Origin of the sequence: Acetobacteroides hydrogenigenes (assembly GCF_004340205.1) — a bacterium.
Classification (GTDB): Bacteria; Bacteroidota; Bacteroidia; order Bacteroidales; family ZOR0009; genus Acetobacteroides; species Acetobacteroides hydrogenigenes.
On the sequence record NZ_SLWB01000002.1, the window covers coordinates 86341 to 113017 of the forward strand.

The 26677-nt window shown below is 37.7% G+C and carries 23 protein-coding genes; 21 read left to right on the plus strand and 2 right to left on the minus strand.

Annotated elements, in window-relative coordinates; genetic code table 11:
- Positions 1-153 precede the first annotated feature (153 nt).
- Positions 154-1041: a hypothetical protein gene (locus CLV25_RS03140; protein ID WP_131838186.1), complete on the minus strand. Its 888-nt coding sequence runs from the start codon at positions 1039-1041 to the stop codon at positions 154-156.
- Between the two features lie 22 nt (positions 1042-1063).
- The gene (gene gldA, locus CLV25_RS03145; protein WP_131838187.1) at positions 1064-1981 is read right to left on the minus strand and encodes a gliding motility-associated ABC transporter ATP-binding subunit GldA; all 918 of its coding nucleotides are present in this window, start codon (positions 1979-1981) and stop codon (positions 1064-1066) included.
- Between the two features lie 226 nt (positions 1982-2207).
- On the opposite strand from gldA, the gene CLV25_RS03150 reads away from it, so the two are divergent.
- The 21 genes from CLV25_RS03150 (at position 2208) to CLV25_RS03250 (ending at position 26668) form a co-directional block, all read left to right on the plus strand.
- Entirely contained in the window at positions 2208-3170 is a 963-nt protein-coding gene (locus tag CLV25_RS03150; protein WP_131838188.1) for an ROK family protein, read from the plus strand.
- Positions 3171-3277: 107 nt separating this feature from the next.
- On the plus strand, positions 3278-4051 hold the full coding sequence (locus CLV25_RS03155; RefSeq protein WP_131838189.1) for a polysaccharide biosynthesis/export family protein: 774 nt from the start codon (positions 3278-3280) through the stop codon (positions 4049-4051).
- Between the two features lie 5 nt (positions 4052-4056).
- Entirely contained in the window at positions 4057-6405 is a 2349-nt protein-coding gene (locus CLV25_RS03160; RefSeq protein ID WP_131838190.1) for a GumC family protein, read from the plus strand.
- Positions 6406-6538: 133 nt separating this feature from the next.
- A complete protein-coding gene (locus CLV25_RS03165) occupies positions 6539-6943 on the plus strand; it encodes a sugar 3,4-ketoisomerase (protein WP_131838191.1) in 405 nt (134 codons plus the stop codon).
- Complete coding sequence (locus CLV25_RS03170) at positions 6936-7355, plus strand: sugar 3,4-ketoisomerase (RefSeq protein WP_131838192.1); 420 nt, start codon at positions 6936-6938, stop codon at positions 7353-7355. Before CLV25_RS03165 ends, CLV25_RS03170 begins: the two co-directional genes overlap by 8 nt.
- 5 nt (positions 7356-7360) lie before the next feature.
- Positions 7361-7828 (plus strand): acyltransferase, encoded by a 468-nt coding sequence (locus tag CLV25_RS03175; protein ID WP_131838193.1) that lies wholly within the window; start codon positions 7361-7363, stop codon positions 7826-7828.
- Between the two features lie 181 nt (positions 7829-8009).
- A complete protein-coding gene (locus CLV25_RS03180; protein WP_131838194.1) occupies positions 8010-9110 on the plus strand; it encodes a DegT/DnrJ/EryC1/StrS family aminotransferase in 1101 nt (366 codons plus the stop codon).
- Between the two features lie 220 nt (positions 9111-9330).
- Positions 9331-10809, plus strand: coding sequence for an O-antigen translocase (locus CLV25_RS03185; RefSeq protein WP_131838195.1), 1479 nt, complete (start codon positions 9331-9333; stop codon positions 10807-10809).
- The gene (locus CLV25_RS03190) at positions 10809-11756 is read left to right on the plus strand and encodes a glycosyltransferase family 2 protein (protein ID WP_131838196.1); all 948 of its coding nucleotides are present in this window, start codon (positions 10809-10811) and stop codon (positions 11754-11756) included. Before CLV25_RS03185 ends, CLV25_RS03190 begins: the two co-directional genes overlap by 1 nt.
- 350 nt (positions 11757-12106) lie before the next feature.
- Complete coding sequence (locus tag CLV25_RS03195) at positions 12107-12622, plus strand: UpxY family transcription antiterminator (protein ID WP_131838197.1); 516 nt, start codon at positions 12107-12109, stop codon at positions 12620-12622.
- Between the two features lie 721 nt (positions 12623-13343).
- Positions 13344-14843: a carboxypeptidase-like regulatory domain-containing protein gene (locus CLV25_RS03200; protein ID WP_131838198.1), complete on the plus strand. Its 1500-nt coding sequence runs from the start codon at positions 13344-13346 to the stop codon at positions 14841-14843.
- Between the two features lie 190 nt (positions 14844-15033).
- Positions 15034-16563, plus strand: a complete 1530-nt coding sequence (locus CLV25_RS03205; RefSeq protein ID WP_131838199.1) for an MATE family efflux transporter — start codon at positions 15034-15036, stop codon at positions 16561-16563.
- Positions 16563-17702 (plus strand): glycosyltransferase, encoded by a 1140-nt coding sequence (locus tag CLV25_RS03210; RefSeq protein ID WP_165876970.1) that lies wholly within the window; start codon positions 16563-16565, stop codon positions 17700-17702. Before CLV25_RS03205 ends, CLV25_RS03210 begins: the two co-directional genes overlap by 1 nt.
- Before the next feature lie 444 nt (positions 17703-18146).
- The gene (locus CLV25_RS03215) at positions 18147-18902 is read left to right on the plus strand and encodes a hypothetical protein (protein ID WP_131838201.1); all 756 of its coding nucleotides are present in this window, start codon (positions 18147-18149) and stop codon (positions 18900-18902) included.
- 12 nt (positions 18903-18914) lie between these two features.
- Positions 18915-20015, plus strand: a complete 1101-nt coding sequence (locus CLV25_RS03220) for a glycosyltransferase WbsX family protein (RefSeq protein ID WP_131838202.1) — start codon at positions 18915-18917, stop codon at positions 20013-20015.
- 10 nt (positions 20016-20025) lie between these two features.
- Positions 20026-21177 carry a glycosyltransferase gene (locus CLV25_RS03225; protein ID WP_131838203.1) on the plus strand — a complete coding sequence of 384 codons (1152 nt, stop codon included), beginning with the start codon at positions 20026-20028 and terminating at the stop codon, positions 21175-21177.
- 73 nt (positions 21178-21250) lie between these two features.
- Complete coding sequence (locus tag CLV25_RS03230; protein WP_131838204.1) at positions 21251-22276, plus strand: glycosyltransferase; 1026 nt, start codon at positions 21251-21253, stop codon at positions 22274-22276.
- A 3-nt stretch (positions 22277-22279) separates the two neighbouring features.
- Complete coding sequence (locus tag CLV25_RS03235; RefSeq protein ID WP_131838205.1) at positions 22280-22951, plus strand: nucleoside/nucleotide kinase family protein; 672 nt, start codon at positions 22280-22282, stop codon at positions 22949-22951.
- Positions 22926-24338 (plus strand): alkaline phosphatase family protein, encoded by a 1413-nt coding sequence (locus tag CLV25_RS03240; protein ID WP_131838206.1) that lies wholly within the window; start codon positions 22926-22928, stop codon positions 24336-24338. Before CLV25_RS03235 ends, CLV25_RS03240 begins: the two co-directional genes overlap by 26 nt.
- Before the next feature lie 12 nt (positions 24339-24350).
- Positions 24351-25535, plus strand: coding sequence for a glycosyltransferase family 4 protein (locus tag CLV25_RS03245; protein WP_131838207.1), 1185 nt, complete (start codon positions 24351-24353; stop codon positions 25533-25535).
- Positions 25532-26668, plus strand: coding sequence for a radical SAM protein (locus CLV25_RS03250; RefSeq protein ID WP_131838208.1), 1137 nt, complete (start codon positions 25532-25534; stop codon positions 26666-26668). The genes CLV25_RS03245 and CLV25_RS03250 overlap by 4 nt, the downstream gene beginning before the upstream one ends.
- Positions 26669-26677 lie beyond the last annotated feature (9 nt).

The following is a 26677-nucleotide window of genomic DNA, read 5'->3' on the forward strand; positions in this document are numbered from 1 at the left end:
TTTTAAAAAAGGCGAAAAACAAGCAAATATAGAATAAAAACCATTACACCACTCCTTTAAAGATGTTAGATAACATCTTTTTCTGTTGAATTGTACCAAAAAAAAATGAGGCTGTTACTAACAGCCTCATTTTTTTATCGTTGCCTAAACCCCCTACTTTAGGATAAACTGTGTTGTTCCTATCTGGGTTCCTTCTAGGAAAATAGCAGCCGAATAGGTTCCTGCTTTAAGTTCTCCTCGGGTATCGTAGAAGATACACATATCAACATCCTGATTCTGATAGTCTACCTCGCGTTTTGCCGAGTAAACAAGATTCTCTCCTCCAGCATTAAACACATCGGCTTGACTCTGCGCTAAAAGATATCCCTCTGGGCTTGTAATACGGAGGTAAACTACCTTAATGCCAGCCTTTGCAATGCTATTTTCAACAAGGGTAAAGCACACCTTCACCTTCTCCACACGGCTAGCACGTGTCATTTCCTTACCACGTGCATTAATAGGTGTTGCCTTTGTTCCGCGAGCTTTAATAATAGAGCCCTTAGCAACCTGCGTATTCAATGCCGTATTTTGCTCTGTAAGCTGTTGATTCTTGGCCTTCTCGCTCGAGTAGTTCTTTTTTACATCAATATTCTCAGCGATTAGGGCTTGGTTTAGGGTATTCAGCGAGTCTATCTGTGTGATATAGCTACGCATTACCGCACGAAGGGTTCCCAGCTCGCTCTGGTACTGCTTTATTTGCTCGTAGTTTACAGACTTTACGCGACGTAGCTCACCAAGAAGCCCCTCAACCTTTGCACGCTCGCCAAGAAGTTGCGTATTAATGGTGTCGTTGCTCGTTTTAAGATTCTTATACTCGCTTACCATTCGGGTCAGGTTAGCCTCAATAGAGTCCTTCTCCTGCGTTAGCTGTGCCTGCGTACTCTTCGATTGGTTCATCTGGTTCATATACATGATACCTAAAACCACAACGGCTACAACAAGGGCTGCTATTACACCTATCAGCACCTTGCTTGTCGATTTTACCTGGCTTTGTTCATTCATCGTATTCTATTTTCTTTAATTGTTACATATCCTTTTTACCTGTGAGCGAACGGAATACGCTTTCGAGATGCGCCTCATGCTCCTGCAGCTGAACGATGCTCAATCCGTTAGCAACTGCAAAGTTAAACAATTTAGGCCTAATATCAACATTATCAGCAGAGTTGATCGTAAAGACAGCGCCCTCATGCTTAACTATCCTACCAAACATCCTCAGTTGATCTACAATATCAGCGCTTGGCACTTCCGCGAATTCCACGGTTACCATCTTCGAATCAAGTGCCAAACTTGCAATCTCTTTGGTTGAGCCGTTTGCAACGATATCCCCCTTATCTATAATAATGATGTTCTGACATATAGCCTCAACCTCCTGCATAATGTGCGTCGAAAGCATTACGGTTTTTTCGCGACCAATTTGCTCAATTAGAGAACGAATTTCTACAATCTGGTTAGGATCTAGCCCAGAAGTTGGCTCATCGAGAATCAGTACGCTTGGGTTGTGCACTAACGCCTGGGCTAGTCCAACACGCTGCTTATACCCTTTTGATAGCGAGCCTATCTTCTTATTTTGCTCGTAGCCAATGCCGGTAATATCTATCACCTCAGCAACTCGAGCCTTAAGTTTTTCTACCTTATATATACTACCAACAAATTCGAGGTATTCCTTAACGTAGAAATCGTAGTATAAAGGATTATTCTCGGGCAAATAGCCAATTATACGTTTTGCCTCAATTGGGTTGAGCAGCACATCAATACCATCTACAAAGGCCTTACCCGATGTTGGCGGAATATAGTCCGTAAGAATTTTCATCATCGTAGACTTACCTGCCCCATTAGGGCCAAGAAAACCAACAACCTGGTTGGATGGTATGCTAAAAGATACACCGTTCAGCGCAACCTGATCGCCGTAAAGCTTGGTAACTCCCTCTACTCGTATCGACATCAACTTCTATTTTAGTCCTCAAAAGTAAGTATTTTATCAATCGTAGTAAAGAATACTAACCCTCGAGACCCTAGAATATGTAGTTGACGCATAACACCTTCATAGTATAGAGCTTTAGCACACAATTAATCATAAAAAAAGCTGTTCGTACAAGTCTACCAAAAATAAATACTTAGAATTTGTATCTTAGACGCCGCTTAAAATGAACCTATAATTACCTATTTTAATGAAGAGCGTTGTTGTTGGCATTGATGTTGGAGGAACAAATACCGTATTTGGTATTGTAGATAAAGATGGAAATTTCTACGGCGAAGGTTCTATTCCAACACAGGCATACCCCACTTTTAACGATTGGGCTCAATCTATTCACGATGCAATTATGCAAACGTTGAAAGAGCGGGATGGTGAAATAGAGCTCACAGGCATAGGCATTGGTGCGCCTAACGGCAACTACTATACCGGACACATCGAAAATGCGGTAAACCTTAGCTGGAGCGGCAACGTAGATGTTGTGGGAAAAATGAAGGAACTCTTTGGCAACGATAAAACTGCAGTTCTTACCAACGATGCCAACGCGGCAGCAGTTGGCGAAATGGTTTATGGTGGAGCCAAAGGAATGAAGGATTTCATCGTTATTACCCTTGGAACCGGATTGGGCAGCGGCGTTGTTGTTAATGGTCAAATGGTTCACGGATACGATGGAAATGCAGGAGAGCTTGGACACGTAATTATCGAAAAGGGAGGCCGTAAGTGCGGCTGTGGTCGTAATGGCTGCTTAGAGGCTTACGCATCGGCTACTGGTATTAAGCGAACTGTTTTCGAACTTCTTGCAAACGAGAATATACCAAGCACGCTTCGCGCATTTACCTACAACGATCTTACATCCGAGATGATTTATAAAGAGGCAGTTGCAGGAGACAAACTTGCCCTTATGGCTTTTGAGGAAACCGGGAAAAAGCTTGGACAAGCGCTTGCCGATTTTACAGCTTTCTCTACTCCAGAAGCATTCTTCCTTTTTGGAGGTCTGGCAAAGGCAGGAAGCCTTATTCTGGAACCAACCAAAAGATATATGGAAGAGAATATCTGTATCATTTACAAGAATAAGATTAAGGTTCTTCTTTCGGAGCTCAACGATAAAAACGCAGCCGTACTTGGTGCAGCGGCGCTTGCTTGGTCTGAGTTAAGCTAATTTACCTCTTTTTTAACATAATAAAGAGCGGTTGATTCCTCAACTGCTCTTTTTTCTATTTTACCAATAATATAAAAAGCTATTTTTACATCCGAAACATTATACGTATGCGTAAAGGATTGACATTTGTGACCTTACTGCTACTTTTAGTAGTAGCAACCTCATGCAATAAGCATAGCCAGCTGCTCTATCTGAAGAGTCAGAGCGCTGCTACTCTACCAAAAGCACAACAAGAGGATTACCGTATATCGCCCAAAGACGAGATCTACATCCAAATTACCAGTACGCTTAACAAGGAGATTAACGCCCTATTTAGCAACAGCAACACCACCCCTAACACTATGGGAAGTATGCTCAATAGCGATGTAGGCGTTTACATAAATACCTACTCAGTAAACGATTCAGGTTACGTAGAGGTGCCGCTTATTGGTAAAATAGATGCTGCGGGCAAAACCATTAACGAGTTCACCGCCTCCGTTAAGAAAAAGGCGCTGGAGTACATTAACGATGCCGTTGTTGTTGTTAAGCTTATGAGCTTTAGAGTTGCCGTAATTGGCGAGGTAAAAAAGCCAACCGTAATTACCAACTACCACGACAGGCTCTCCATCCTTGAAGCAATTGCGCAAGCTGGAGATATGACCGACTTTGCAGACCGACAAAAGGTAACCATTGTTCGTAACATCAAAGGCGAGAATACGACCATAGCGGTCGACTTAAACTCCCGATCGCTCCTAACCAATCCTGGATACAACCTACAACCGGGCGATGTGGTTATTGTTGATCCCCGAAAAGGGAAAACTACCCAAATGAATATTCCTACCTACTCAATATTCTTAACATCAATATCTACCTTAGTTCTCCTACTTAACTACATTCGATAACCCACATGGATTCAAGAGAAATAGAGCAGCTGCTGGCCGAGGAAACCCTCGATTTTAAAAAGTATGTAAACCTTGTACTTCGCTACTGGTACTGGTTTGTTATATCGCTAGCGGTATGCCTTGGACTGGCTTACGTAGTTACCCGAACAACGCACAACGTGTATCAGGTAGACTCTACCATACTTATTCGCGATGATAAGAATAGGGCAAATACCGGAGCCGAAGCGCTTCTTAGCGAACTAAGCCTAGTTAATAACACCAAAAGTATCCAGAACGAAATAGGCATCATAAAGTCGTATACCATTGCCTACAATACGGTAAAAGAGCTCGATAGCTTTCATACTACCTATAAGCAGCTAGGAAAGAGCGGATTTAAGCAGAATGTTGTATACAAAAATATTCCTTTCCGCATAGCGTACGACACCTCCTACAACAATCCTCACGGCACTAGCATCTCCATCGAGTTTACCGATGGTAAAACCTTTACCGCAAAGGTTAACAATGGAGACTTTTCTGATCCCAAAACCATAGGCCAAAAGGTTATTATAGATAACTTTAGCTTTACCGTTATACCTACCGCCAGCTACAGCGAGAAGGAGTTAGCTGGGCAAACCTACATTATTACCCGAAACGACTTAAATGAGCTCGCCAACGTATACCGCAACAAGGTAAAGGTGAATTTGGTTGATAAGAATGCCTCACTCATATCGCTGTCTACAACCGGACAATCAGCCGATCAGGAGGCAGAATATCTTAATAAGCTGGTAGAGGTTTACATCCGTCAAGGACTTGAGGAAAAGAATCAAATAGCAAAAAATACGATTGACTTTATTGATAACCAGCTATTCGGAATGCGCGACTCGCTGCAACGCGCAGAAGTACAGCTTCGAAACTTTAGAATGAACAACCGAATACTCGATATTGATAAGGAATCGAGTATGCTGCTGGACAACCTAAAAAACCTTCAAACCAGTAAAGCCACAGTAGAGATAAACCAACGCTACTACGCCTACCTAAAAAACTACCTCCAAAAGAGGGATAGCTACTCCGATATTGTTGCTCCCTATACATTAGGAATAAACGATATGCAGCTTATCAACCAGCTCAATGAACTATCGCAGCTTAGCACCGAGCGCGAGAATATGAAAATGAGCGTAAAGCAGAACAACCCAGCCATGCAGCAGCTCGAGGCGAGAATTCGTAACACCAAGAACGCGCTGATGGAAAAGGTAAACAGCCTTATTGCTACCAATAATATAACCAACGACGACATCAATGCTCAGGTAAGAAAAATTGAGTCAAACATTTCGTCGCTACCCATCAACGAGCAGATGCTTATCAATAAAACCAAGATGTACGACCTGCTCGATAAGATGTACACCTACCTGCTCGAAAAAAAATCTGAGGCATCCATTGCAAAGGCATCCAACATCTCCGATTGTAAGATTGTAGATCCGGCCCTTGCCATAAACGCAGAGCTTAAGCAACCCAAACCCAAGATGAACTATGCGCTTGGATTTATCCTTGGACTGCTCATTCCGCTAATTGTAATAATCCTGCGCGACTACTTCGACAATAAGATTCGCACCGTAAAAGATCTAACCGGTAAGCTACCAGAGGTGTCGATGCTCGCAACCCTCGACCACTCGCAGCTTCCCGTTGATATTCCCGTAATAGAACGTCCCAAATCGAGGCTATCCGAATCGTTCCGTACCTTGCGTACCAACATCAACTACGTTGCCCATGGTAAAAAATGCATGACACTGCTCACTACCTCGCTTATTAGCGGAGAGGGCAAAACCTTCTGTGCGAGCAACCTTGCTGCAATATATGCGCTATCTGGAAAGCGAACTCTTTTGGTTGGCCTAGATCTCCGCAAGCCAAAGATTCAGAAGGTTTTCGAATCGACCAACCACTATGGCATGAGCGGCTACCTTAGCGAGCAGAACTCTTTCGAAAAAGCATATAAGCCCACTTCTGTATCAAACCTATGGATTGCCGTTTCGGGGCCAATTCCACCAAATCCTTCGGAGCTGATTGGCTCTCCCCGTATGGAGCAGTTTTTGGCGGAAGCACGCGAACAGTTCGACTGCATTATTATTGATACTCCACCCGTTGGCATAGTTACCGATGCCCGAATTATATTCGAAAAAGTTGATCTAGTGCTTTTTATAACCCGAATGGGTGTTTCGCCTAAAGATGTGGTAGAGTACTGTAAGGAGCTGCACTCCTACCTAGGCAGCAAGCTGGCGCTGGTAGTTAACGACTTCGATTCGAAGAAAAGCTACACCAGCTACAGCAAGTACCACTACAGGTACAGCAAGAACTACCAGAGCGAATACTACGAGAATTAGCATAAAAGGCGCAAGATACAAGACATAAGCATCAAGACTAAGTTTACTACTTGATACTTATGTCTTATTTCTATATAATCTGTTTTGCTCTTTGAATTAAATATCTCAACTTTGAACAATAATCAGAAATAAAATGCTCGAAAGCGTTCGAATAGTAGACTTACCTAAAATACTCGACGAAAGAGGAAACCTTTCATTTCTCGAAGGTGACAGGCATATCCCTTTTACCATTATGCGCACCTACTGGATTTACGATGTACCAGGTGGCGAACAGCGTGGTGGACATGCGTTTAAGGAGCAAGAGGAGTTAATCATTGCACTTTCCGGGAGTCTTGACGTGGTAGTAACCGACGGGAAGCAGGAAAAACGCTTTTCGTTGAATCGATCGTACTACGGCCTTTACGTACCTCACGGCATTTGGAGGCATATGGAAAACTTCTCGACCAACTCGGTAGCCCTTGTGCTTTCGAGCACAACCTACAATGCCGACGACTATATAAGAGACTACAACCAGTATTTACAGCTAACCAATGGGTAAAAAGGTAACAGTTTGGGACAGCTCCATCGTACAGATCAAAAAGAATAGTAGGAGAGAAGGCAACATTTCGATTATCGAGAATGGAATTGATCTTCCATTTGATGTAAAAAGGGTATTCTACATCTACGATATCCCCGGTGGCGAATCGCGTGGTGCACATGCACATAAGGAGTGTCACCAATTTTTGGTTGCTGCCAGCGGTGCCTTCGAGGTACTGCTCGACGATGGTCGTACTCAAAGGCTTATACAGCTTAACCGTCCCTACCAAGGGCTACATATTCCTCCAGGATTATGGGCTTCGGAAATAAACTTCTCGTCGGGTGCTGTGTGCTTAGTTCTAACATCGCACCGTTACGCCGAATCGGACTACATTAGAACCTACGAGGATTACCTTAAGTACATAAACGAATAAGCAAAATGGCGGTCAAAATACATCCTACAGCCGATGTACAAACATCGAATATTGGCGATGATACCCTCATCTGGCAGTATGCCGTTATCCTTAAGGGAGCAACTATTGGCTCTAACTGTAACATCAACTGCCATACGTTTATTGAGAATGATGTTACCATAGGTAACAACGTTACGGTAAAATCGGGTATTTACCTCTGGGATGGCATAACCGTTGGTAATGACGTATTTCTAGGTCCAAACGTCACCTTTACCAACGACAAGTATCCTCGCTCGAAACAGTACCCCGAATCGTTTCAGCGTATTACCATCGAAGATGGCGCATCGATAGGCGCTGGAGCCATCATTTTGGGAGGATTAACCATTGGAAAGAAAGCAATGGTTGGCGCCGGCAGCGTTGTTACCAAGGATATTCCTGCAGAAGAGCTTTGGATGGGCAATCCTGCAAAGTTTGTAAAAAAACTAAAAGACTAATTCCAAGGGCACTAAAAAACGACGCGGAATTCGTGGACAGAAGAATTGTGATGCGAGATGCGAGAACCGTGAACAAGAAAATTTGTGATCGAGATATCGGCTCAAACGTGAAGCGTAATGCTGTGTTTTTTCATCTTTCATTCTTTTTTTCATCTTTTTATTGTGATACAAAACACTAGCAATGATAAAGTTTCTAGACCTGCTTAAGGTCAACCAGCTGCACGAGGCCGAGATAAAGAAGGCCATGAACGATGTATTCGATTCGGGTTGGTATATACACGGCGAATCGGTAAGCCGTTTTGAAAAGAATTACGCTGCATACTGCGGAACAAAGCACTGTATTGGCGTTGCCAATGGGCTCGATGCGCTTATCCTTATCCTTAGGGCATATAAGGAGCTAGGCATAATGTCCGATGGCGACGAGGTTATTGTTCCAGCCAATACCTACATAGCCTCTATACTTTCCATATCGGCTAATAGCCTTGTTCCTGTGCTGGTAGAACCCGATGCTAAAACCTTTAACCTCGATCCAGCTAAGGTAGAGGAACACATTACCCCAAAAACGAAGGCCATTCTTACCGTTCATCTGTACGGACAGCTATCGGAAATGGAGCAGCTAAACCAAATTGCCCAAAAGCATAACCTTAAGGTTATTGAGGATAGCGCCCAATCGCACGGGGCAATGCTTGCCAATGGCAATAGGGCAGGCAACCTTGGTGATGCCGCTGGACACTCGTTCTACCCTGGCAAAAATCTAGGAGCGCTTGGCGATGGGGGAGCAGTTACCACCAACGACGACGAGCTTGCCTCCTGCATAAGAGCCTTGGCAAACTACGGATCGCACAAGAAGTACCACAACATATACCAAGGCGTAAACAGCCGCTTAGACGAGATGCAGGCAGCCATACTCGACGTTAAGCTTAAGGGACTTGATGCCGAAAACGAGCATCGTAGGGAAGTTGCCCGCTACTATCTGGCAAACATCAGGAACCCTAAGGTAAGCCTCCCTGCTTGGGATGGTAGCAACAACCACGTATTCCACATCTTTGTTGTAAGGGTAGAAAACCGCGTAGAGTTTCAGGAATACCTTACCAGCAACGGGATACAAACGGTTATCCACTACCCAATTCCACCACATAAGCAGAATGCCTACGCCAGCTGGAACAGCCTAAGCTTCCCCATCACCGAAGCCATACACGAGGAGGTTATAAGCCTGCCAATGAGCCCTGTGATGACGGACGCGGAGATAAAGAGTGTGGTAGAGGTTGTGAATAGGTACTAGATACACGACACACGTACCAAGACACAAGTATCACGTATCACGACGCAAGACGGGAGAAATGAAAAACGAAAGGATGAAAAATGAAAGATTCCGCTTTACGGCTTCCGACTTCCGACTAACGACTCCCAACTTCCGATTCCGTGTTCCTCTGTGTCTCAGCGTCTCTGTGTTGGAATAATGAAATCTAACATCTAGCGTCTATTATCTAACGTCTAATTTTGTGACAAGCAATAAGGGATCATACCGACAGATATTTAAGGCTACATCGCTGTTTGGCGGGGTTCAGGTGTTCAACATCATTATCGGCATCATTCGCTCAAAGATTGTTGCCGTTCTGCTTGGTGCATCTGGTATGGGTGTGTTGGGCCTATTTACTACCACAATTGCCATGGTCCAGTCTATTACTGGACTTGGACTGTCATCGAGCGCTGTACGCGATATATCGGAGGCAAGCGGTAGCGGTAATTCTCAGAAAATAGCCTCATCCATAAAGATTCTTCGCCGATGGGTTTGGGCTACAGGACTTTTTGGTTCGGTGGCAACAGTTGCTCTGGCACCACTCCTAAGCAAATGGACTTTTGGTAACGAGGAGTACACGTGGGCCTTCATTTGGCTATCGGTAACGCTGCTACTTAATGCGCTTAGCAGCGGACAAACATCGCTGCTACAGGGTATGCGCCGCCTAAAGGATATGGCAAAGTCGAGCATGCTTGGATCGCTAGTCGGACTAATAACGTCTATCCCTCTTTACTACTTCTTTGGCATAAAAGGGATTGTTCCAGCCCTTATTGTTACTGCCGCTACAGCGCTGCTGCTTTCGTCGTACTTTGCCCGAAGGGTCAGCGTTGCTCCTGTAAAGCAAACCTGGCACGAAAGCTATAAGGGAGGCATCAACATGGCTAAACTGGGCATTGCCATGATGTTTAGCGGATTTATGGTTACGCTGGTTTCCTACGTTACCAACCTATTTGTTAGCCGAACAGGAGGCGTGTCGGATGTGGGAATGTACAGGGCAGCTTGGACCATCAGCGCACAGTACGTTGGCCTCGTCTTTACCGCCATGGCTACCGACTACTTTCCCCGTTTAGCAGGCTTAAACAACGACAGCAAGGCTCAGCATCAAACCGTTAATCAGCAATCCGAGATAGCCCTTCTGATTCTTGGTCCTATGCTGGTTACCCTTATCGGTTTTGCTCCCCTGCTAGTTCGTTTGCTATATACCCCCGAGTTCCTGCCCATCCGAACCATGATTTGCTGGAACATGATAGGCATACCATTTAAGGCTGCATCGTGGGCGTTGGGCTTTCTTGTTATCGCGAAAGGGAACAGCAAGCTGTACTTTATCACCGAAACTCTTGCAAACGCCATTATGCTGCTTTTTAATATCTTGGGTTATATGTGGGGTGGACTTGCCGGACTAGGTTTTGCATTCTTTGCCTCGTATGCCGCTTACCTCGCCATTATGGCAGCAATTGCTTATAGAGCCTATGGCTTTAGATTCGATAGGCAGCTTATCCGAATATTTGTCCTTCAGCTTGCAATGGTTTCTGCTACATTTGCAGCAACGTTTATTGTGTCGACACCAATCTCGTACGCTATTATAGTGATAGCGCTTATTGCTTCGACAATCTACACCCTAAAAGAGGTAAACAAGAGGCTTAACATCTTGGAGGTAGTTAAGAAATTCAGAAATAAGTAATGGACAAGCAAAATCCGTTAGTATCAATAGTCGTTATTGCCTATAATTCGGGCGAATATATCCTCGAAACGCTAAATAGCGCCTACAGTCAGACCTACGCCAACATCGAGCTTATTGTTACCGACGATTGCTCGACCGATAACACCGTAGAGCTTGCCCAAGAATGGATAAACGTCCACTCGTCGCGTTTTGTAAGCGCAAAGCTGGTCAAAACTCCCAAAAACTCGGGGATATCGGCCAACTGCAACCGAGGTTTCAACGAGGCAAAAGGAGAGTGGGTTAAGATTATTGCAGGCGACGATCTTTTGGAACCATCTTCCATACAGTGCTACATGGAGGCGCTTCCATCGCTACCTTCAAACCTAGCGCTAATACACGGTCTGGTTCAGAAGTTCACTTCGAAGAACGGAGCAAACACCTTTACCGATGTTTGGCCCCTCGATACCAAAACCAACAGCTTCTACTCAAATAGGCTGTCCAATAAGGAGATCCTCGCCATTATGGTAGATGGTAACCGAATTGCAGCTCCGTCCATACTCTACAACAGAACAGCAGTAGAAAGGGTAGGAGGGTTCGACGATCGATACCGCTTTATGGAGGACTATCCGCTCCATATCGCGCTAATTAGCAACGGATATAACGTTGCATTCATCGATAAGATAGTTGCCTGCTACCGCGTTAGCGACAGCTCTATCTCTCACCGTAATAGCCAGCGTATATACAGCACGCTCTACCTCGACTCGTACTACCGATTTATCTTCGAAAAGATTTATCCTTTAAGCAGCTTTGCCAACAAATTAAAGCACAAGGTAAAATATCTTACCTACAAAGCCGTGATTAAAGTAGGAGGGAACAAGCACAATTTCTTCACCTACTGCGTTCTAAAACTATCAACTCTGATTACTAGAACCATTGATAGGGTGAAGAGGGTGCAAGGGATCGCGTAAGCAGGAATCGTTAATCGTTAGTCGTGATGGGTGATGGGTGAAGAGTGAGTGGGGAGGCGAAAAATAGGGAGTCGTTAATCGTTAGTCGGGAGCAGTGAACCGTGAGAGGTGAGCCGTGATCGAGTGGAGAGTGTACCGTATACAAATTTTTTCATTTTTCACCTTTCATTTTTCATTTCCAAGCGCAGAGACACGGAGATACAGAGGAACACAGAGTTAGTCGGGAGTGGTTAATCGTTAGTCGTGATGGGTGATGCGTGAACTGTGAGGCGCGAAACTGAATTTTTCATTATTCCCTTTCTTGCTTCAAACGCCCATTTTTCCCTATCTTTGGGTACCTTATAAACAGCATGGCAAATACAAATAACAATAAAGAGCTACAATCGCGATGGCTGGTAGGCTACTGCGCGCCACGTTCCGAGAAGCAGGTTTACGATAAGCTTCTCAAACAGGGCTATACTGCCTACCTTCCGCTGGCAAAGTCTTCGCGCAAGTGGAGCGATCGAATAAAAATTGTTGAAATACCCCTTTTTACCTCATACATTTTTGTTTACCTAAACAACTTCGAGGTGTACGAAGCGCTAAAGAGTATCCCCCAGCTGGTTCGATTCGTCTACTCGCAGGGTAAGTTTGCCGAGATTACCGAAAAGGAGATCGAAAGCATTAAAAAGTTCTTAACCAAAACCGAAGGCTACCAGTTCTCGTTCGAGGAGAATCAGATGGTAGAGGTCCGCGAGGGAATACTAAAGGGCAAGAAGGGCATCATCACCAAGCTAGGGAAGACCAAAATGCAGCTCCGTATCGAGGAGTTTGGATGGGTGGTTACTGCCGAAATACTTCGTACACAGGCCAAATCGGTAGAGTGAAAGAGGGGGTAGGGAGTCGTTAAACGTGAACCGTGAACCGTGAGGCGTGAACCGAAATTTTTCATTCTTTCATCTTTCATCTTTCATCTTCTTTCAGCCACAAAGTGTAATTCGCGTAATTCGCAAAAATTGGTGGAATGAAAATAGCTCATTCTTTCATTTTTCATTTTCCCATCTTGTCTCTAACGTCTATCATCTAACATCTCCTTCTTTTAACAAATTATGTAAAGCTAAAAATTTAGATGGTGTTGCATATTTTCCAGTAGAGCTTACTTTTGCACCGTTATAGGGAATTTACTACTCAAATAAGGCTGTATGGAATTCCCCGTTTACACTCACTGTAATTCGCTACTCCTAAGTACAACAATTAGTTACAAGGCTAACAATGGGAGTGACGAGGCTTTGCTGTACCTGCTGCAATAGAGGCTGAAGACAGAAATCATCTCTCTTCCCTCAAGTTTTCGAGATTCATTTCTAAGAATAAATAAACTTTAACCTTAACAAAGGTAAGTCAGAGATAGATAAAAATAACCTACCATTAAATCTGTAACTTAATTGCAAAAATCGTTTCTTTATTTGTGTTAATTTGCTACATTTGTCTGCAATTACCTATACTATACGCCGAAAGTAACGCTACAAGTGTTGCATACGGCGTTTAGAGTAATACTTACAAAAGTACAGGCTGAAATAACTGTTGGAAACCACCGCTAAAAAAATAGCTATGAACAAGAAGCTAACCTTTTCGCTAATGGCAGCAGCAATGCTAGCGCTTGCCGTTACCTCGTGTAAGAAAGACATCTCGGAAGAGGAACTCCTAAAGAACCAGCTGGCCCAAACCGACTCGCTACTAAAGCGCGGTGGGGTAATAAAATATACCGTTAAGCTAGTATCGGCAGCAGGCTCGGCCATGCTAAAGGCAGGCGTAAGCATGGAAGGAGCAAAGGTTATGGCCTACCAAAACGATAGCATGTACACCGCCACGACAGATGCCAACGGCTTTGCCACGTTTAAAAACATGCGCATTGGAACGGTTGCCGTAAACGTTAAGATGGATGGCTATGCCGAGGTAGACTATATAGCCGACATTACACCAGCCGAGAGCCTGGTTAACCTCTCGCAAACGCAAATAATGAACACCATACGCTACGCCAGCACCATGGTGCCTATGTTCCCAATAGCCGATCCCGGATGTGCCACCATTACCGGTAAGGTAACAGCAGAGCTCGACCTTACCAACACAACACCCGAACCTGCACCTGGCGTTAAGGTAACAGCAACGGTTGATATTGACGATCCCGACTTTGTAGCCCGCTATATAGCCCCAACACAGGGCACCACCAGCAGCCCAAGCGCCGGACGCATACTAAAGTACGCCTTTAGCGATGCAAGCGTTACCGCTACAACTGCTGCCGATGGTACCTATACCCTTAAGGTTCCTGCCTCAATTAATGGACTACCCATTAAACTAAGTGTTGCCGACTTCCAAACAACCCAAAAGCTATACCTAGAAAACAACCCTATTGATGACTCCTTTGCACCTGGGGAATATACCGTTCCTGTTTTATTCACAAAAAATCAAAACTCTAGTCCAATTCCATTCGTAAAACCTTTATATATTAAAGTAAGTCCACCAGATGTACCGTTAGGGATAACATACAGAAATGCAAAGTTATCATTTACACTAAACTCTGAAGGAGGTGTTGAAAATATTAATATAATTGATGGCGGTACTTATTCTTCAAAACCAATCGTTGTTTTAATTGGCGGAGGTTTGGATGCTAGATTTAATGTAGATTGGAATCCAAATAATGGAAGTATTCAAGGAATTAGCATTATTAATAAAGGTAGTAGATATGATAATACGTCTACTTTACTTGCAAAATTAACCAACAAAGTTGAAAACATAATTCTAGAACCAATAATCGATAACGATAGAACTTTAAATCAAATTAAAATAATAAACAAAGGTATTGGCTATATTTACAAACCAGAAATAAAATTTATTTCACCATTTAATGGTTTTGTAGAACCACATATAAGCATTGGGATAAATTACTGGACAACTGAATGTTATAGCGCCTCAATAGATTCACAAGGTTCAGGTTTCAAAAATAAAACAAATATCCCTGAAAATAACATTAATGCCATTGAATATAATCTTAATGTATTATCGAGTAATAACTATATCCAATCACTCTCTTTAGGAACTGGTAATAGATAATATTAAATACATTTAGAGACATCGATATATTAAATAATAACTAATTATAATAATACAAAATACTATTTCTTTGCTATAAAACTATTTGACCATCTATCAAATCAACAATAACGCATTAAAAATATTAAATACAATAAATGAATAACGATATAGGCATTAAGTCTAGGTTATATTCATAATCAAAAAAACTATGAGGAACTCACATATTGCTAAAAACACTATTGCACTATATGTAAGAATGATTCTTGTTACTGGCATAAGCCTATATACAAGTAGGATAATTATTAATATTTTAGGTTTAGAGGATTTTGGTATATATAATGTCGTTGCAGGTGTTGTTGGTTTACTTGGGATACTAAATGGGGCTTTAATCTCAGCAACACAAAGATTTTTAACATTTGAATTGGGTAAAAATGATTTAAAAGCATTTCAAGAAACATATAGTATGCTAGTAATTATATTTTTAGCACTATCTTTTGTAATATTAATTATAAGTATAATTACTAGTCACTGGATAGTTTTTAACATATTAGTAATTCCATCTAGTAAATTATCTGTATCGCTTTGGATATATTATTTTGCAATTGTTTCGTTTGTTATTAATTTATTGACTATTCCCTTTATTTCATCTATAATTGCATATGAAAAAATGAATTTTTATGCATATTTAAGTCTAATTGAAGCAATATTAAAAGTAGCTCTTATATTTTTGCTAAATCTATCACAAACTGATAAACTTTTTACTTATGGTTTACTTATGATGATTGCGTCTTTTATTATATTCTCGATATATTATGTATATAGTTACAAATTTCTTGAGGGATGCAAATATCGCTTTTTTTGGTCTAAATCCATTTTTAATAAATTATTATCATACATTAGTTGGAATCTATTCGGCAGTATAACAAATGTATTAAATATTCAAGGACAATCTATTATTTTAAATATTTTTTTTGGACCAACAATAAATGCTGCAAAAGCTATTGCCGATAAAATAAATACTATTGTATATTCTTTCAGCAACAACTTTTATATGGCAGTTCGACCACAAATAGTTAAACGTTATGCCTCAGGCGAATTTGATTCAATGTATTCTTTAGTATATCGAAGTAGCAAATATTCATTTTACTTATTATTCTTAATAGCGTTTCCCTTAATATTAACCATAAAACCAGTACTTACTATATGGTTAGGAGCAAAAAACGTTTCTGAGGATACAATTACATTTTCACAACTCATTCTAATCTTCTCTTTGATAAATGTATTTGAACAACCAATTACAGTTTTAATGCAAGCAAGTGGTAATATTAAAAATTATCAATTAAAAATAGGTTTAGGTTCATTACTGTTTCTACCAATCTGTTACTCTATTTTCAAATTAGGAGCACCTCCATATTTTTCAATGATTATTCTAATATTAATCTTTTTTTTATTGCAAATTATAAGAATATTAATTGCAGAAAAAGAAACAGGCCTTTCTGTGCCAAAGTATTACAAATTAGTGGTTCTACCAATCATTATCCCTCTCACACCTATAAGCGTGATATCACTTTTTATATATAAATATACGCATCCATCTTTTATATTGACAATTACATTTTTAATTGTAATTACAATTGCTAATTTAATTTCTATATGGCTTTTAGGATTGTCTGATGATGAAAAAAATAAATTGCGTTGTTACTTAAATAAAATATGGGAAAACAAAATTTCAAAATAATGTACATTTTAGGACCAACTTTTAGAGCAGGTTCTACAATGTCATTCAAAATCATATTAGACAACATGATTGAGCGCGGACTACATATTATAATTATTATAAATGATAAAAATAAAAATATTGATTTTATAAATTACGGGCATAGCAAAAAATGTGTGATAGAGGAATTAAATCTAGAGATGTCAATCTTACCTAAACCAAAAAATATTAATGATTACATTAAACTTCCATATAGATTAATAAAAAAACTATACCATCTATATAAGAGCAAAAAAAATGTTGAAAAAATAATTTGCAAATATAAGCCTGATATTGTACATACAAATGTCGGAGTTTATCACCAAGCATACAAATTCTGTTATAATAATAATATACCGCATATTTGGCATTTAAGAGAATACCAAACAAAGGGTTTAGATTGGATTATTTTACCTAGTAAAAGAATGTTTGAAAAACGCTTACAAAAATCAAATGTTATAACAGTTTCAGAGGATATAAAAAAACATTTTAATTTAACTAAACATGGAAAATCAATATCATTATGGAATGGCATATTATCAAAAAAAGAACACATATACATACACGAAAAAGAACCATATTTTTTATTTGCAACTCGCATTTCTAAACAAAAAAATATAGAATTACTAATTAATGCTTTTGACAATATTTCTGATAAACTTCAAAAATACAAAATAATTATTGCAGGTGCTGCAGAAGATGAAATGTACCTTGAAAATCTTAAACAATGGATTGATTCATTAAACTGCAAAGATAGAATACAATTTTTAAATTATCGTGATGATATTACAGAACTAATGAAAAAAGCAACAGCTTTGATAGTGTCTTCAAATTATGAAGGTTTAGGAAGAATGACACTTGAAGCTACTTTTATGGGTTGTCTAGTTATCGGAAGAAATAATGGAGGAACCAAAGAAATATTATCTAAAACAAATAACGGAATACTTTTTAATACAGTATCAGAACTTAGTGAAAGCATGATATATGTAGATTCTATCGTTAAAACAAATGAATACAAGAAAAGAATATTAACCGCTCAAAATATTATTATAGATAAATGCTGTAATGAAAATTATACTGAAACTATTTATTCTTATTATAAGAGCATTCTTAATAATTAAAATAATCGGAACATGCATTATATCAAAAAATATATATATTATTTATTATTCTTAATAATAATGATATCCAACATATCTTTCTTTACATTAATATTAAACCCAACATACTTTGGCTGGATGATCAATTCTATTTTCCTAATTTCAATAGGAATCTTAGGAAAACATGTTTTAAAAAACATTACACCATACGAATTGACTTATTTACTTCTTTTACTAACAGGAACAATACTGCATTACTCTATTCTAAATATAGAAAAACCATATAGAGAATTTATCATATGGACAATTATAATAATACTAATACCACTATTTCGATTATTTAATATTCCGAAATTTTTTGTTTATTTATATTTTTCATTCTTTATAATACATATGTTATTATCTATCTATGAAATGAACAACCAAATACTTTTATTTAATTACAATTACACAGAAAGTTTTAGCATGTATGAAGACATAACAAAATTTAGATCATTTTCATTAATGGAACATCCATTACGTAGTGCTAATATAGTTGTAATTGCACTTTCTTTTGTTTTGGTAAATAGATACATAAATAACTATTATAAAGTTTTTTTTCTAGTTCTTGGCACAATTTCATTACTATGTTTTAATTCAAGAGCAGCTATAATTACATGGGGGTTCATTTTAATTTTATATTACTTATTATTTACCAAAATATCAATATTAATAATAACATTATCTTCAATAGCATTTGTTTTTTTTAGTGGAATAATAGATTTTTCAACTCTTGATCTTTCATTTCTTGGAAGATTAGCAGAAGAGGATAATCTATCAAACTCATCTTCAATCACAAGATTATTAAGTTATTACTACTTTTGGCATTCTGATTGGGATTTACAAAATGTTATTGTTGGTGGCAGGATTATATATATACCCGGAACAAATATTTCTTTAGAAAACGGTATATTACTAACCATTTCATGGTGGGGATGGATTGTTGGCATATTAAAAGTGCTTCTTGAATTAATTATTTCATATAATCTTATTAATATTTATAATGTAAGAGAAAAATTTATTTTATTATTTGGGTGTTGGGGATGCGCATTTGCAAACAACAACAATTTCAATACATTTGTTTTTGCATTTTTTATTATTTCAGTAATAATACATAAGAAATTATATCCAAAAAATAAAAATTTAAAACCTCCTATTCAATATAATTTTTACAATTTCTAATATAACAAACCCATGAAAAAGGCTAGAGTTATTGCTTTTTATCTTCCTCAATTTCATCCAATTCCCGAAAATGATAAATATTGGGGAAAAGGATTTACAGAATGGACAAATGTAGGCAAAGCAAAACCTCTTTTTAGAGGTCACTATCAACCAAGAATACCTGCCGATTTAGGTTACTACGACTTGAGAATACCTGAAATAAGAGAATTGCAGGCCCAAATGGCACAAGAAAATGGGATTGAAGGTTTTATGTATTGGCATTACTGGTTTGGCAATGGAAGAAGAGTACTGGAACGTCCTTTTAATGAAGTTCTAATTTCTGGCAAACCAAATTTTCCTTTTTGTTTAGGTTGGGCAAATCACTCATGGACAACACGTACATGGGTCAATCAAAATCAATGGAAGCATGATTGTTCCATTATTAAACAACTTTATCCTGGAAAACAAGACTATCTAAACCACTTTTACACAGTTTTACCAGCATTTCAAGATAAACGATATATCCAAGTAGACGGTAAACCTGTATTCTTGTTTTATGCACCCTTAGACTTTCCTGATATTAAACTTTTTATGGAACTTTGGCAAGATAATGCTATTAAAAATGGGCTAAATGGTGTGCATTTTGTTGGTTTATCAGGAGGCTGGATAGAAAATAATCAAAAAATACTAGATCTTGGTGTTGATGCAATTGCACCAGGTAATTTATGGCATGCTGAGTACAAATCAAAAGGATATATCAGAAAAATGCTAGAACACAAAATTCGTGATTTCTTTCCAAATATCCAATTAGACAGATACAAATATAAAACAATTATTAAAAATTATTTTACAGAATTTGATTATCATGATAATGTATATCCAACAATTATCCCTCAATGGGATCGATCACCTCGCTCGGGAAGAAAAGCTATTATATATACTGATTCTACTCCAGAACTATTTAAAAAACATATACAAGACGCTCTTTCAATTATCTCAAATAAGCCTGAAGAAAAAAAGATAATCTTCCTCCGTTCATGGAATGAATGGGGAGAAGGCAACTATGTCGAACCCGATTTGAAATTTGGACATGGTTATTTGAATGTTTTAAAAGAATGTATATTAAACAACTAATCGATTTAAGATGAAAATTCTTCAAATCATATATTCTCTATCATCTGGAGGTGCTGAACGCTTTGTGGTAGACTTATCAAACGAATTAAAAAATTTAGGGGAAGAAGTATATTTAACCACTATCAAATATAAAAATAGTGAATCAGACACGTTCTATTTACACGACTTATCTTCAGATGTAGAAATTATCAATCTTGAATCAAAGACTAAATATAGTTTAAAAGGCTTTCTTAAAAACTATTATCTCGTATATCGAATGAAACCAGATGTCGTTCATTTACACCTTAACTTAGCATTAATCAATTTTATACTCCCAATACTGTTTTTGAGAAGAAAAACTGTTTATGTACAAACGTTACATAACAAAGCTGAAAATTATAAAAATAAAACACTAAGTTTTTTCTTAATGAAATTTTTATACTCATTGAATCTTGTAAAATTAATCACAATTTCTGCCGATAATGATAAATCATTCGAAAGGGTGTTTAATCGAAAAAGCGATACCGTTATTATTAATGGAAGAGCAAAGATGCAGAAAACAAACTTATTCGATATTACTAATAAAGAGATAAATAAATTAAAACAAACAAAAAATACAATTATTTTTCTCCACATTGCTAGATGTGCTCCACAAAAAAATCAGAAACTTCTTATTTCTGCTTTTAATAAATTTATTGAAAATGGGGAAGATGCAATTTTATTAATAATTGGATCTGGCTATGACACTAAGGAAGGTGAAAATTTGAAATCAATTTCCAATAATAATATATTCTATTTAGGTCCTAAGCAAAATGTAGCTGATTACTATTTTTTATCTGATGCTTTCTGCTTATCATCATTATATGAAGGAATGCCAATTACATTAATTGAAGCATTAGCCTGCGGAATAACACCAATTTCGACACCTGTTAGTGGTGTAATTGATATTATAAACGATGGAGTTCCTTGCTATATTTCAAGTGACTTTTCAGTTAATAGTTACTACAATGCATTAAATAAGTATATACTTAAAAGAAACAACATTGATAATAAATTATTTACAAGATACTATGAGAATAATTTATCAATGGATAACTGCGCAACTAAATATTTAAACTTTTATAAAAATTGTATAAATAAAACTAAGTCGCGAAAAACATTCTCCATCTTTACTATAAAATAATGCTATTTATCCAATTTAATCATAATAAGCGTTTTATAAATTTTAGTTTTGAGTTCATTTAAAATAAATTCAAATGCAAAAATTGCTAATAGTTTGTGATTCCATCAAATTTCCAATTGATGAAGGTTTAAAAAAATTTACCTACAATTTTATTCATTTTTGTCTGAAAAACCTACCAGAATCCAAAGTTCTGGCGAGTCCATCAAATTTAGACAATCAAGAAATTAAAACCTTTAAAAGATCAAAAACTTTTCTTAACCTACAACTTTACCGAGAAATATATCATTACAATCCACAACGGATTATTTATATACCAGAAGCATCTAGTACTTTTTTTAGTTTTATTAGAGTAATAATTTTAAACCTCTATGCTTGTAATGCAAAGGTTATCATGATTAGCAGCCAAAAAAGAAAACACAACTACCTTACCCAACAATTCATTAAGTTTGGAAAATTTAATCTAATCACTTTTTCTAAATCAGGACAGATTCAATACCAAAATTTGGGTGTAAACACTTCTTATATACCTTTAGGTGTCGACACAAAGACATTTGAGCCATGCAGCAAAATAGTTAAAATGGAATTAAGAAAAAAGTATAATTTAAATTGTACTACGAAATATGCTCTGCATGTTGGTCACATTAAAAAAAACAGAAATATCGACTCTCTAACTGCTTTATTGGATATTGGTTATAAAGTGATTATTGTTGGCAGTAGCAGTACAGAACAAGACATTTCATTAAGTAACTATTTAAAGAACTTGGGTGTTATTATATTTGACCAATACATTGAGAAAATATCAGAATTATATCAACTTGCTGATGTTTACATTTTTCCTGTCAAAAATGCAGATGGAGCAATCGAATTCCCACTTTCTGTTTTGGAAGCAATGTCGACAAATATACCTGTAATCAGTACAAAATTTGGAGGATTAATAGATACATTTCAGGAATCAGAGCATTTTAAATTTTTTAGTTCCAAATCAGAGATGATTGAAAAATTCAAAAATCTTAATTTAGAATTAGCCTGCAATAACAGAAAAATAGTTTTAAACGAATTCAAATGGGAAAAAATATTTGAAAATATATTACAAAATTAAACTATGAATATATATATAACAGGCATAGATGGAGCTGGAAAAACTACTATAATAGAACGAATCATACCTGAATTATTTCCAAATGAAAAAGTAGAAGTAATCTGGGCAAGATATGAACCTAAACTAATTCGTTATTTAGTTGCTCCTTTAAAAAAGTCACAAACAAATGGAAGTACTAACTTCAACGACATGAATGAACAACAATATAATAAATGGTCATCATTCAAAAAGAAAATAACAAAAAGTAAAGTTTTATCATGCGTTATTTTTACAATACAATATATTGAATACTCAATTACAATAAAAAAGGTATTTTCGAAACTACGAAAGTCCCCTAACAATACCATAGTGGACCGCTTTATATTAGATTTCTTAGTTGATCAGTCGGTAAATCATGGACTTAATTTAAACAATTGGATAGTCAAACGGTTGCTATTCAAACTAAATGCCTTTTCCTATGTCATTTTTATAGATGTAGAAGAACACATTGCATTAGTACGTAAGAACGATATTCCTTCAAAAGAATACCTGTCGGTGAGACGAAAATTTTACAAAGAATATATTGAATTGCTTGGGAATGCTGTTATAGTCTGCAATAACAATTCACTTGAAGATACTATCGCTAACATTTCAAAAAAAATAAAAAAAAATGAGTCTGTATATACTAGGAATTGATGGCCTTGATTTAGATATAATAGATCACTATATTGAACAACTCCCAAATTTCAAGAAAATAAGAGATGCAGGATATTTGCAAACAATCGAAACAGTTTTTCCTGCAGATTCTGTTCCTGCTTGGTCTACTATTTTTACTGGATTAAATCCAGCAGAACATGGTATTATTAGGGGGAAAGATTATGTAGAGTCTGTTGAACAATTTAAAAAAAACAACAAGATTGACATAACTGGTAAAACATTTTGGGATGATCTTTCAAAAAATGGTAAAAGATGTCTTGTTTTGAATCCATTTTTAGCTTATCCATCATGGCCAATTAATGGGATAATGATATCAGGTCCCGCGTTTGTAGAAGGAATCGTTTCAAAACATCCTAGCAATACAATAACATATAAAGATCATGTATATGGTGGTTACAAAGCTTTAGGTAATGTTTCGAATCTAAAAAATGACATGGACATTGCTTTTCAAGATATAAAAGATCTTTGGCATGAAACAAAATTTCATTTGGATAAAGAAAAGTATGATTTGATTTTCGTAACTTTTACAACTCTAGATAGAATACAACACTATACATGGAGATTTTTTGATAAAAAAGACCCTCTTCATGAATATGAAAATTTTTTATCAAATTTAATTTTAAAATCATTGAAAGAATTTGACAAAATAATTGAAGAAATAATCTTTAAACTAAATGAAAATGATAAATTACTAATAATTAGTGATCATGGATTTGGTCAAAGACCTTACGATCTTATAAATCTAAATGAATTATTAAGAAGAGAAGGACTTTTAATTGTAAATAATAGTGCATCATCAGGTCTTTATTGGATTAAATTAAAACAAAAAGCAAGAAATTATACAATTAAATTATTATCAAAAATGAGAATATTGGATTTTGTTGCTTCTAAGGCAAAGAAAATACCTGGTGCAATGAAATATAAAAAATCAGATCATTTGATTGATAAAGTAAATTCAATTTGTTATGTTGACGAACTATTCTGCGGAAAAAAACCATATATAGGTTTAAATTTTGGAAGCAAAATTAAAGGAAATAAACAATTAGAAGAAGAATTGTTTAACCGTATCATTCACATTCTTGATAATTGTGTTGAATTTCCAAAATACAAATGGGTCAAACGAAATTTTGAGTTATACAACGGCATGCATTATGATAGACTTCCTGATATTTGTATAGAATTACCTATGAATTATGGCATTGAGTATGATCTATTTGGAGACATACTTACCACTAGTTCTACACATTATAAAATATCAGGAGGGCATTATTCATCAGGAACACTAGGAATATTCCCTCATCACTCAGGAAATAGAATAATTAATAAAGTTGAAGATTTTAAAACTTATATTCAATCATTGATTTAAAATCTTATAGAAATGAAAATTCTACTCTCCAATAAATTCTTCTACCAACGAGGTGGTGATTGTATCCATACCATCCAGCTAAAACAGCTACTAGAGCAACATGGTCATAGGGTTGCTATTTTTAGCATGCAGCATCCGGATAATATCGAAAATAAGTATTCTAGCTATTGGCCATCTATGCTAGAGTATTCTGCTAAGAAACCGGGTAATCTACTGGAGGCAATGCTTAGGCCAATCTATTCTAGAGAGGTTAAGCAGAAATGGAATAGGCTATTAGACGATTTTCAACCGGATGTTGTTCATTTACACAATATTCATAGTCAGCTATCGCCAATAATAGCACAAGAGGCTCATAAACGGTCGATACCCGTTTACTGGACCTTACACGACTATAAACTTATTTGCCCCTCTTACTCGCTACTACGCGAAAATAGGGTATGCGAAGAGTGCCTAAGCGATAAATCGAGCGTAGTAAGGCATCGTTGCATTAAAGGTAGCCTTATAGGGAGCACCATTGGATACTTTGAAGCCCTAAAATGGTCAAGTTCCAAATTACTTAAGTTTACTCGCTTCTTTATTTCACCTTCAATTTTTCTGCAAAACAAAATGGGCGAAGGGGGATACCCAAAAAGCCAGATAAGGCATATCTACAATTTTGCTGATGTCTCGAAATTTAGACCTGAGCTATCGAAAGAGAACTACTACGTCTATTTAGGTAGACTATCGAGAGAAAAAGGTGTTGAAACGCTGTTAATGGCAGCATCAGAACATCCTAACTATAAGCTGAAAGTAATTGGAGATGGCCCTTTAAGAACGAATTTGGAAGAAAGGTACAGCTCTGCCAACATAGAGTTTATGGGCTACCGTAAATGGGATGAAATAAAGCAGATACTAGGTAAAGCTCGCTTTATGGTACTACCATCTGAATGCTATGAGAATAACCCCTTAAGCATAATAGAGTCTTTTGCGCTTGGAACCCCTGTGCTGGGAGCATCAATTGGTGGTATACCGGAGCTGGTTGATTCATCAAATGGAATGCTATTTAGGGCAGGTGATTCGAAAGATTTGTCCAATAAAATAGACGAAATGATGGCTGTTGATAGCTGGAATTACCAAAAAATATCTGACGATGCGAGCATAAAGTTTTCGGCCGAAAGCTACTATAACGAACTGATGAAAATATATAAAGGAGAATAAGCGTGAAAAAATTACTATACCCAACAGACGTTTCTATAATAACTACCTATCGCTGCCAAATGCGCTGCAAAATGTGCGATATTTGGAAGAACCCAAGCGATAGGCAAAAGGAGATTACAGCAGACGACCTTAAGATACTTCCTAGCTTTAAGTTTGTAAATATTACGGGCGGCGAACCCTTTCAACGCGACGATTTGGAAGAAATCGTGGAGCTGATGTTTACCAAATCGCCCCGCATCGTAATATCAACATCGGGGTGGCACTACGATAGGGTAATTAAGCTCGCCAAAAAGTTCCCCAATATTGGAATTAGGGTAAGCATCGAGGGCCTAAAGGAAACGAACGATCTGCTAAGGGGTAGGGCAGGAGGTTTCGATAAGGGTTACTCTCTGCTTAAGGAGCTGCAGGGCATGGGGATTAAGGATATTGGGTTTGGTATGACCGTATCTAACCATAATCATCACGATCTGCTGCCCCTATATGAAATCTCCAAGGAGCTTAAGATGGAATTTGCAACTGCCGCCTTCCATAACTCCTTCTATTTTCACAAGTACGATAACCTGATAAGCAACAAATCGGCTGTTAACGCCGACTTTGAGAAGCTGGTAAATGCCCTGCTAAAGGAGAATAACCCCAAAAGCTGGTTTAGGGCATTCTTTAACCTAGGCCTTATAAACTACATAAATGGTGGACGAAGAATGCTACCATGCGAAGCGGGTTCGGCAAACTTCTTTATTGAGCCTTATGGAGAGGTTTACCCCTGTAATGGCCTTGAGGAAGGTATTTGGAAGCAGAGTATGGGTAACATCCGCGAGGTTAAAACATTCGAAGAGCTATGGTTTAGCGAAAGAGCACAACAGGTAAGAGAGCGCGTATCCAGCTGCCCCAAAAACTGCTGGATGGTTGGTACAGCAGCCCCTGTAATGAAAAAGCACATACAGCACCCCGCTCTTTGGGTTGCTAAGAATAAAATTAAAAGCTTGCTGGGTAAACCTGTTTGCGTAGATAGTATTCCTTGGTATAATGTGGGTCAAGATCCTAGACAGGGCGACTTAAACTATAGCCGCATAGATCATTACAACGACAACACAGGCGTTAAACCAGATCCTTCAATTCCACTAGTTGAAGAATAGAAACATTTT

Bases quoted from the DNA above. Each gene is read 5' to 3' on its own strand.
- CLV25_RS03140 (WP_131838186.1), bottom strand. From the start codon at position 1,041: ATGAATGAACAAAGCCAGGTAAAATCGACAAGCAAGGTGCTGATAGGT.
- gldA (WP_131838187.1), bottom strand. From the start codon at position 1,981: ATGTCGATACGAGTAGAGGGAGTTACCAAGCTTTACGGCGATCAGGTT.
- CLV25_RS03150 (WP_131838188.1), top strand. From the start codon at position 2,208: ATGAAGAGCGTTGTTGTTGGCATTGATGTTGGAGGAACAAATACCGTA.
- CLV25_RS03155 (WP_131838189.1), top strand. From the start codon at position 3,278: ATGCGTAAAGGATTGACATTTGTGACCTTACTGCTACTTTTAGTAGTA.
- CLV25_RS03160 (WP_131838190.1), top strand. From the start codon at position 4,057: ATGGATTCAAGAGAAATAGAGCAGCTGCTGGCCGAGGAAACCCTCGAT.
- CLV25_RS03165 (WP_131838191.1), top strand. From the start codon at position 6,539: ATGCTCGAAAGCGTTCGAATAGTAGACTTACCTAAAATACTCGACGAA.
- CLV25_RS03170 (WP_131838192.1), top strand. From the start codon at position 6,936: ATGGGTAAAAAGGTAACAGTTTGGGACAGCTCCATCGTACAGATCAAA.
- CLV25_RS03175 (WP_131838193.1), top strand. From the start codon at position 7,361: ATGGCGGTCAAAATACATCCTACAGCCGATGTACAAACATCGAATATT.
- CLV25_RS03180 (WP_131838194.1), top strand. From the start codon at position 8,010: ATGATAAAGTTTCTAGACCTGCTTAAGGTCAACCAGCTGCACGAGGCC.
- CLV25_RS03190 (WP_131838196.1), top strand. From the start codon at position 10,809: ATGGACAAGCAAAATCCGTTAGTATCAATAGTCGTTATTGCCTATAAT.
- CLV25_RS03195 (WP_131838197.1), top strand. From the start codon at position 12,107: ATGGCAAATACAAATAACAATAAAGAGCTACAATCGCGATGGCTGGTA.
- CLV25_RS03200 (WP_131838198.1), top strand. From the start codon at position 13,344: ATGAACAAGAAGCTAACCTTTTCGCTAATGGCAGCAGCAATGCTAGCG.
- CLV25_RS03205 (WP_131838199.1), top strand. From the start codon at position 15,034: ATGAGGAACTCACATATTGCTAAAAACACTATTGCACTATATGTAAGA.
- CLV25_RS03210 (WP_165876970.1), top strand. From the start codon at position 16,563: ATGTACATTTTAGGACCAACTTTTAGAGCAGGTTCTACAATGTCATTC.
- CLV25_RS03215 (WP_131838201.1), top strand. From the start codon at position 18,147: ATGTATGAAGACATAACAAAATTTAGATCATTTTCATTAATGGAACAT.
- CLV25_RS03220 (WP_131838202.1), top strand. From the start codon at position 18,915: ATGAAAAAGGCTAGAGTTATTGCTTTTTATCTTCCTCAATTTCATCCA.
- CLV25_RS03225 (WP_131838203.1), top strand. From the start codon at position 20,026: ATGAAAATTCTTCAAATCATATATTCTCTATCATCTGGAGGTGCTGAA.
- CLV25_RS03230 (WP_131838204.1), top strand. From the start codon at position 21,251: ATGCAAAAATTGCTAATAGTTTGTGATTCCATCAAATTTCCAATTGAT.
- CLV25_RS03235 (WP_131838205.1), top strand. From the start codon at position 22,280: ATGAATATATATATAACAGGCATAGATGGAGCTGGAAAAACTACTATA.
- CLV25_RS03240 (WP_131838206.1), top strand. From the start codon at position 22,926: ATGAGTCTGTATATACTAGGAATTGATGGCCTTGATTTAGATATAATA.
- CLV25_RS03245 (WP_131838207.1), top strand. From the start codon at position 24,351: ATGAAAATTCTACTCTCCAATAAATTCTTCTACCAACGAGGTGGTGAT.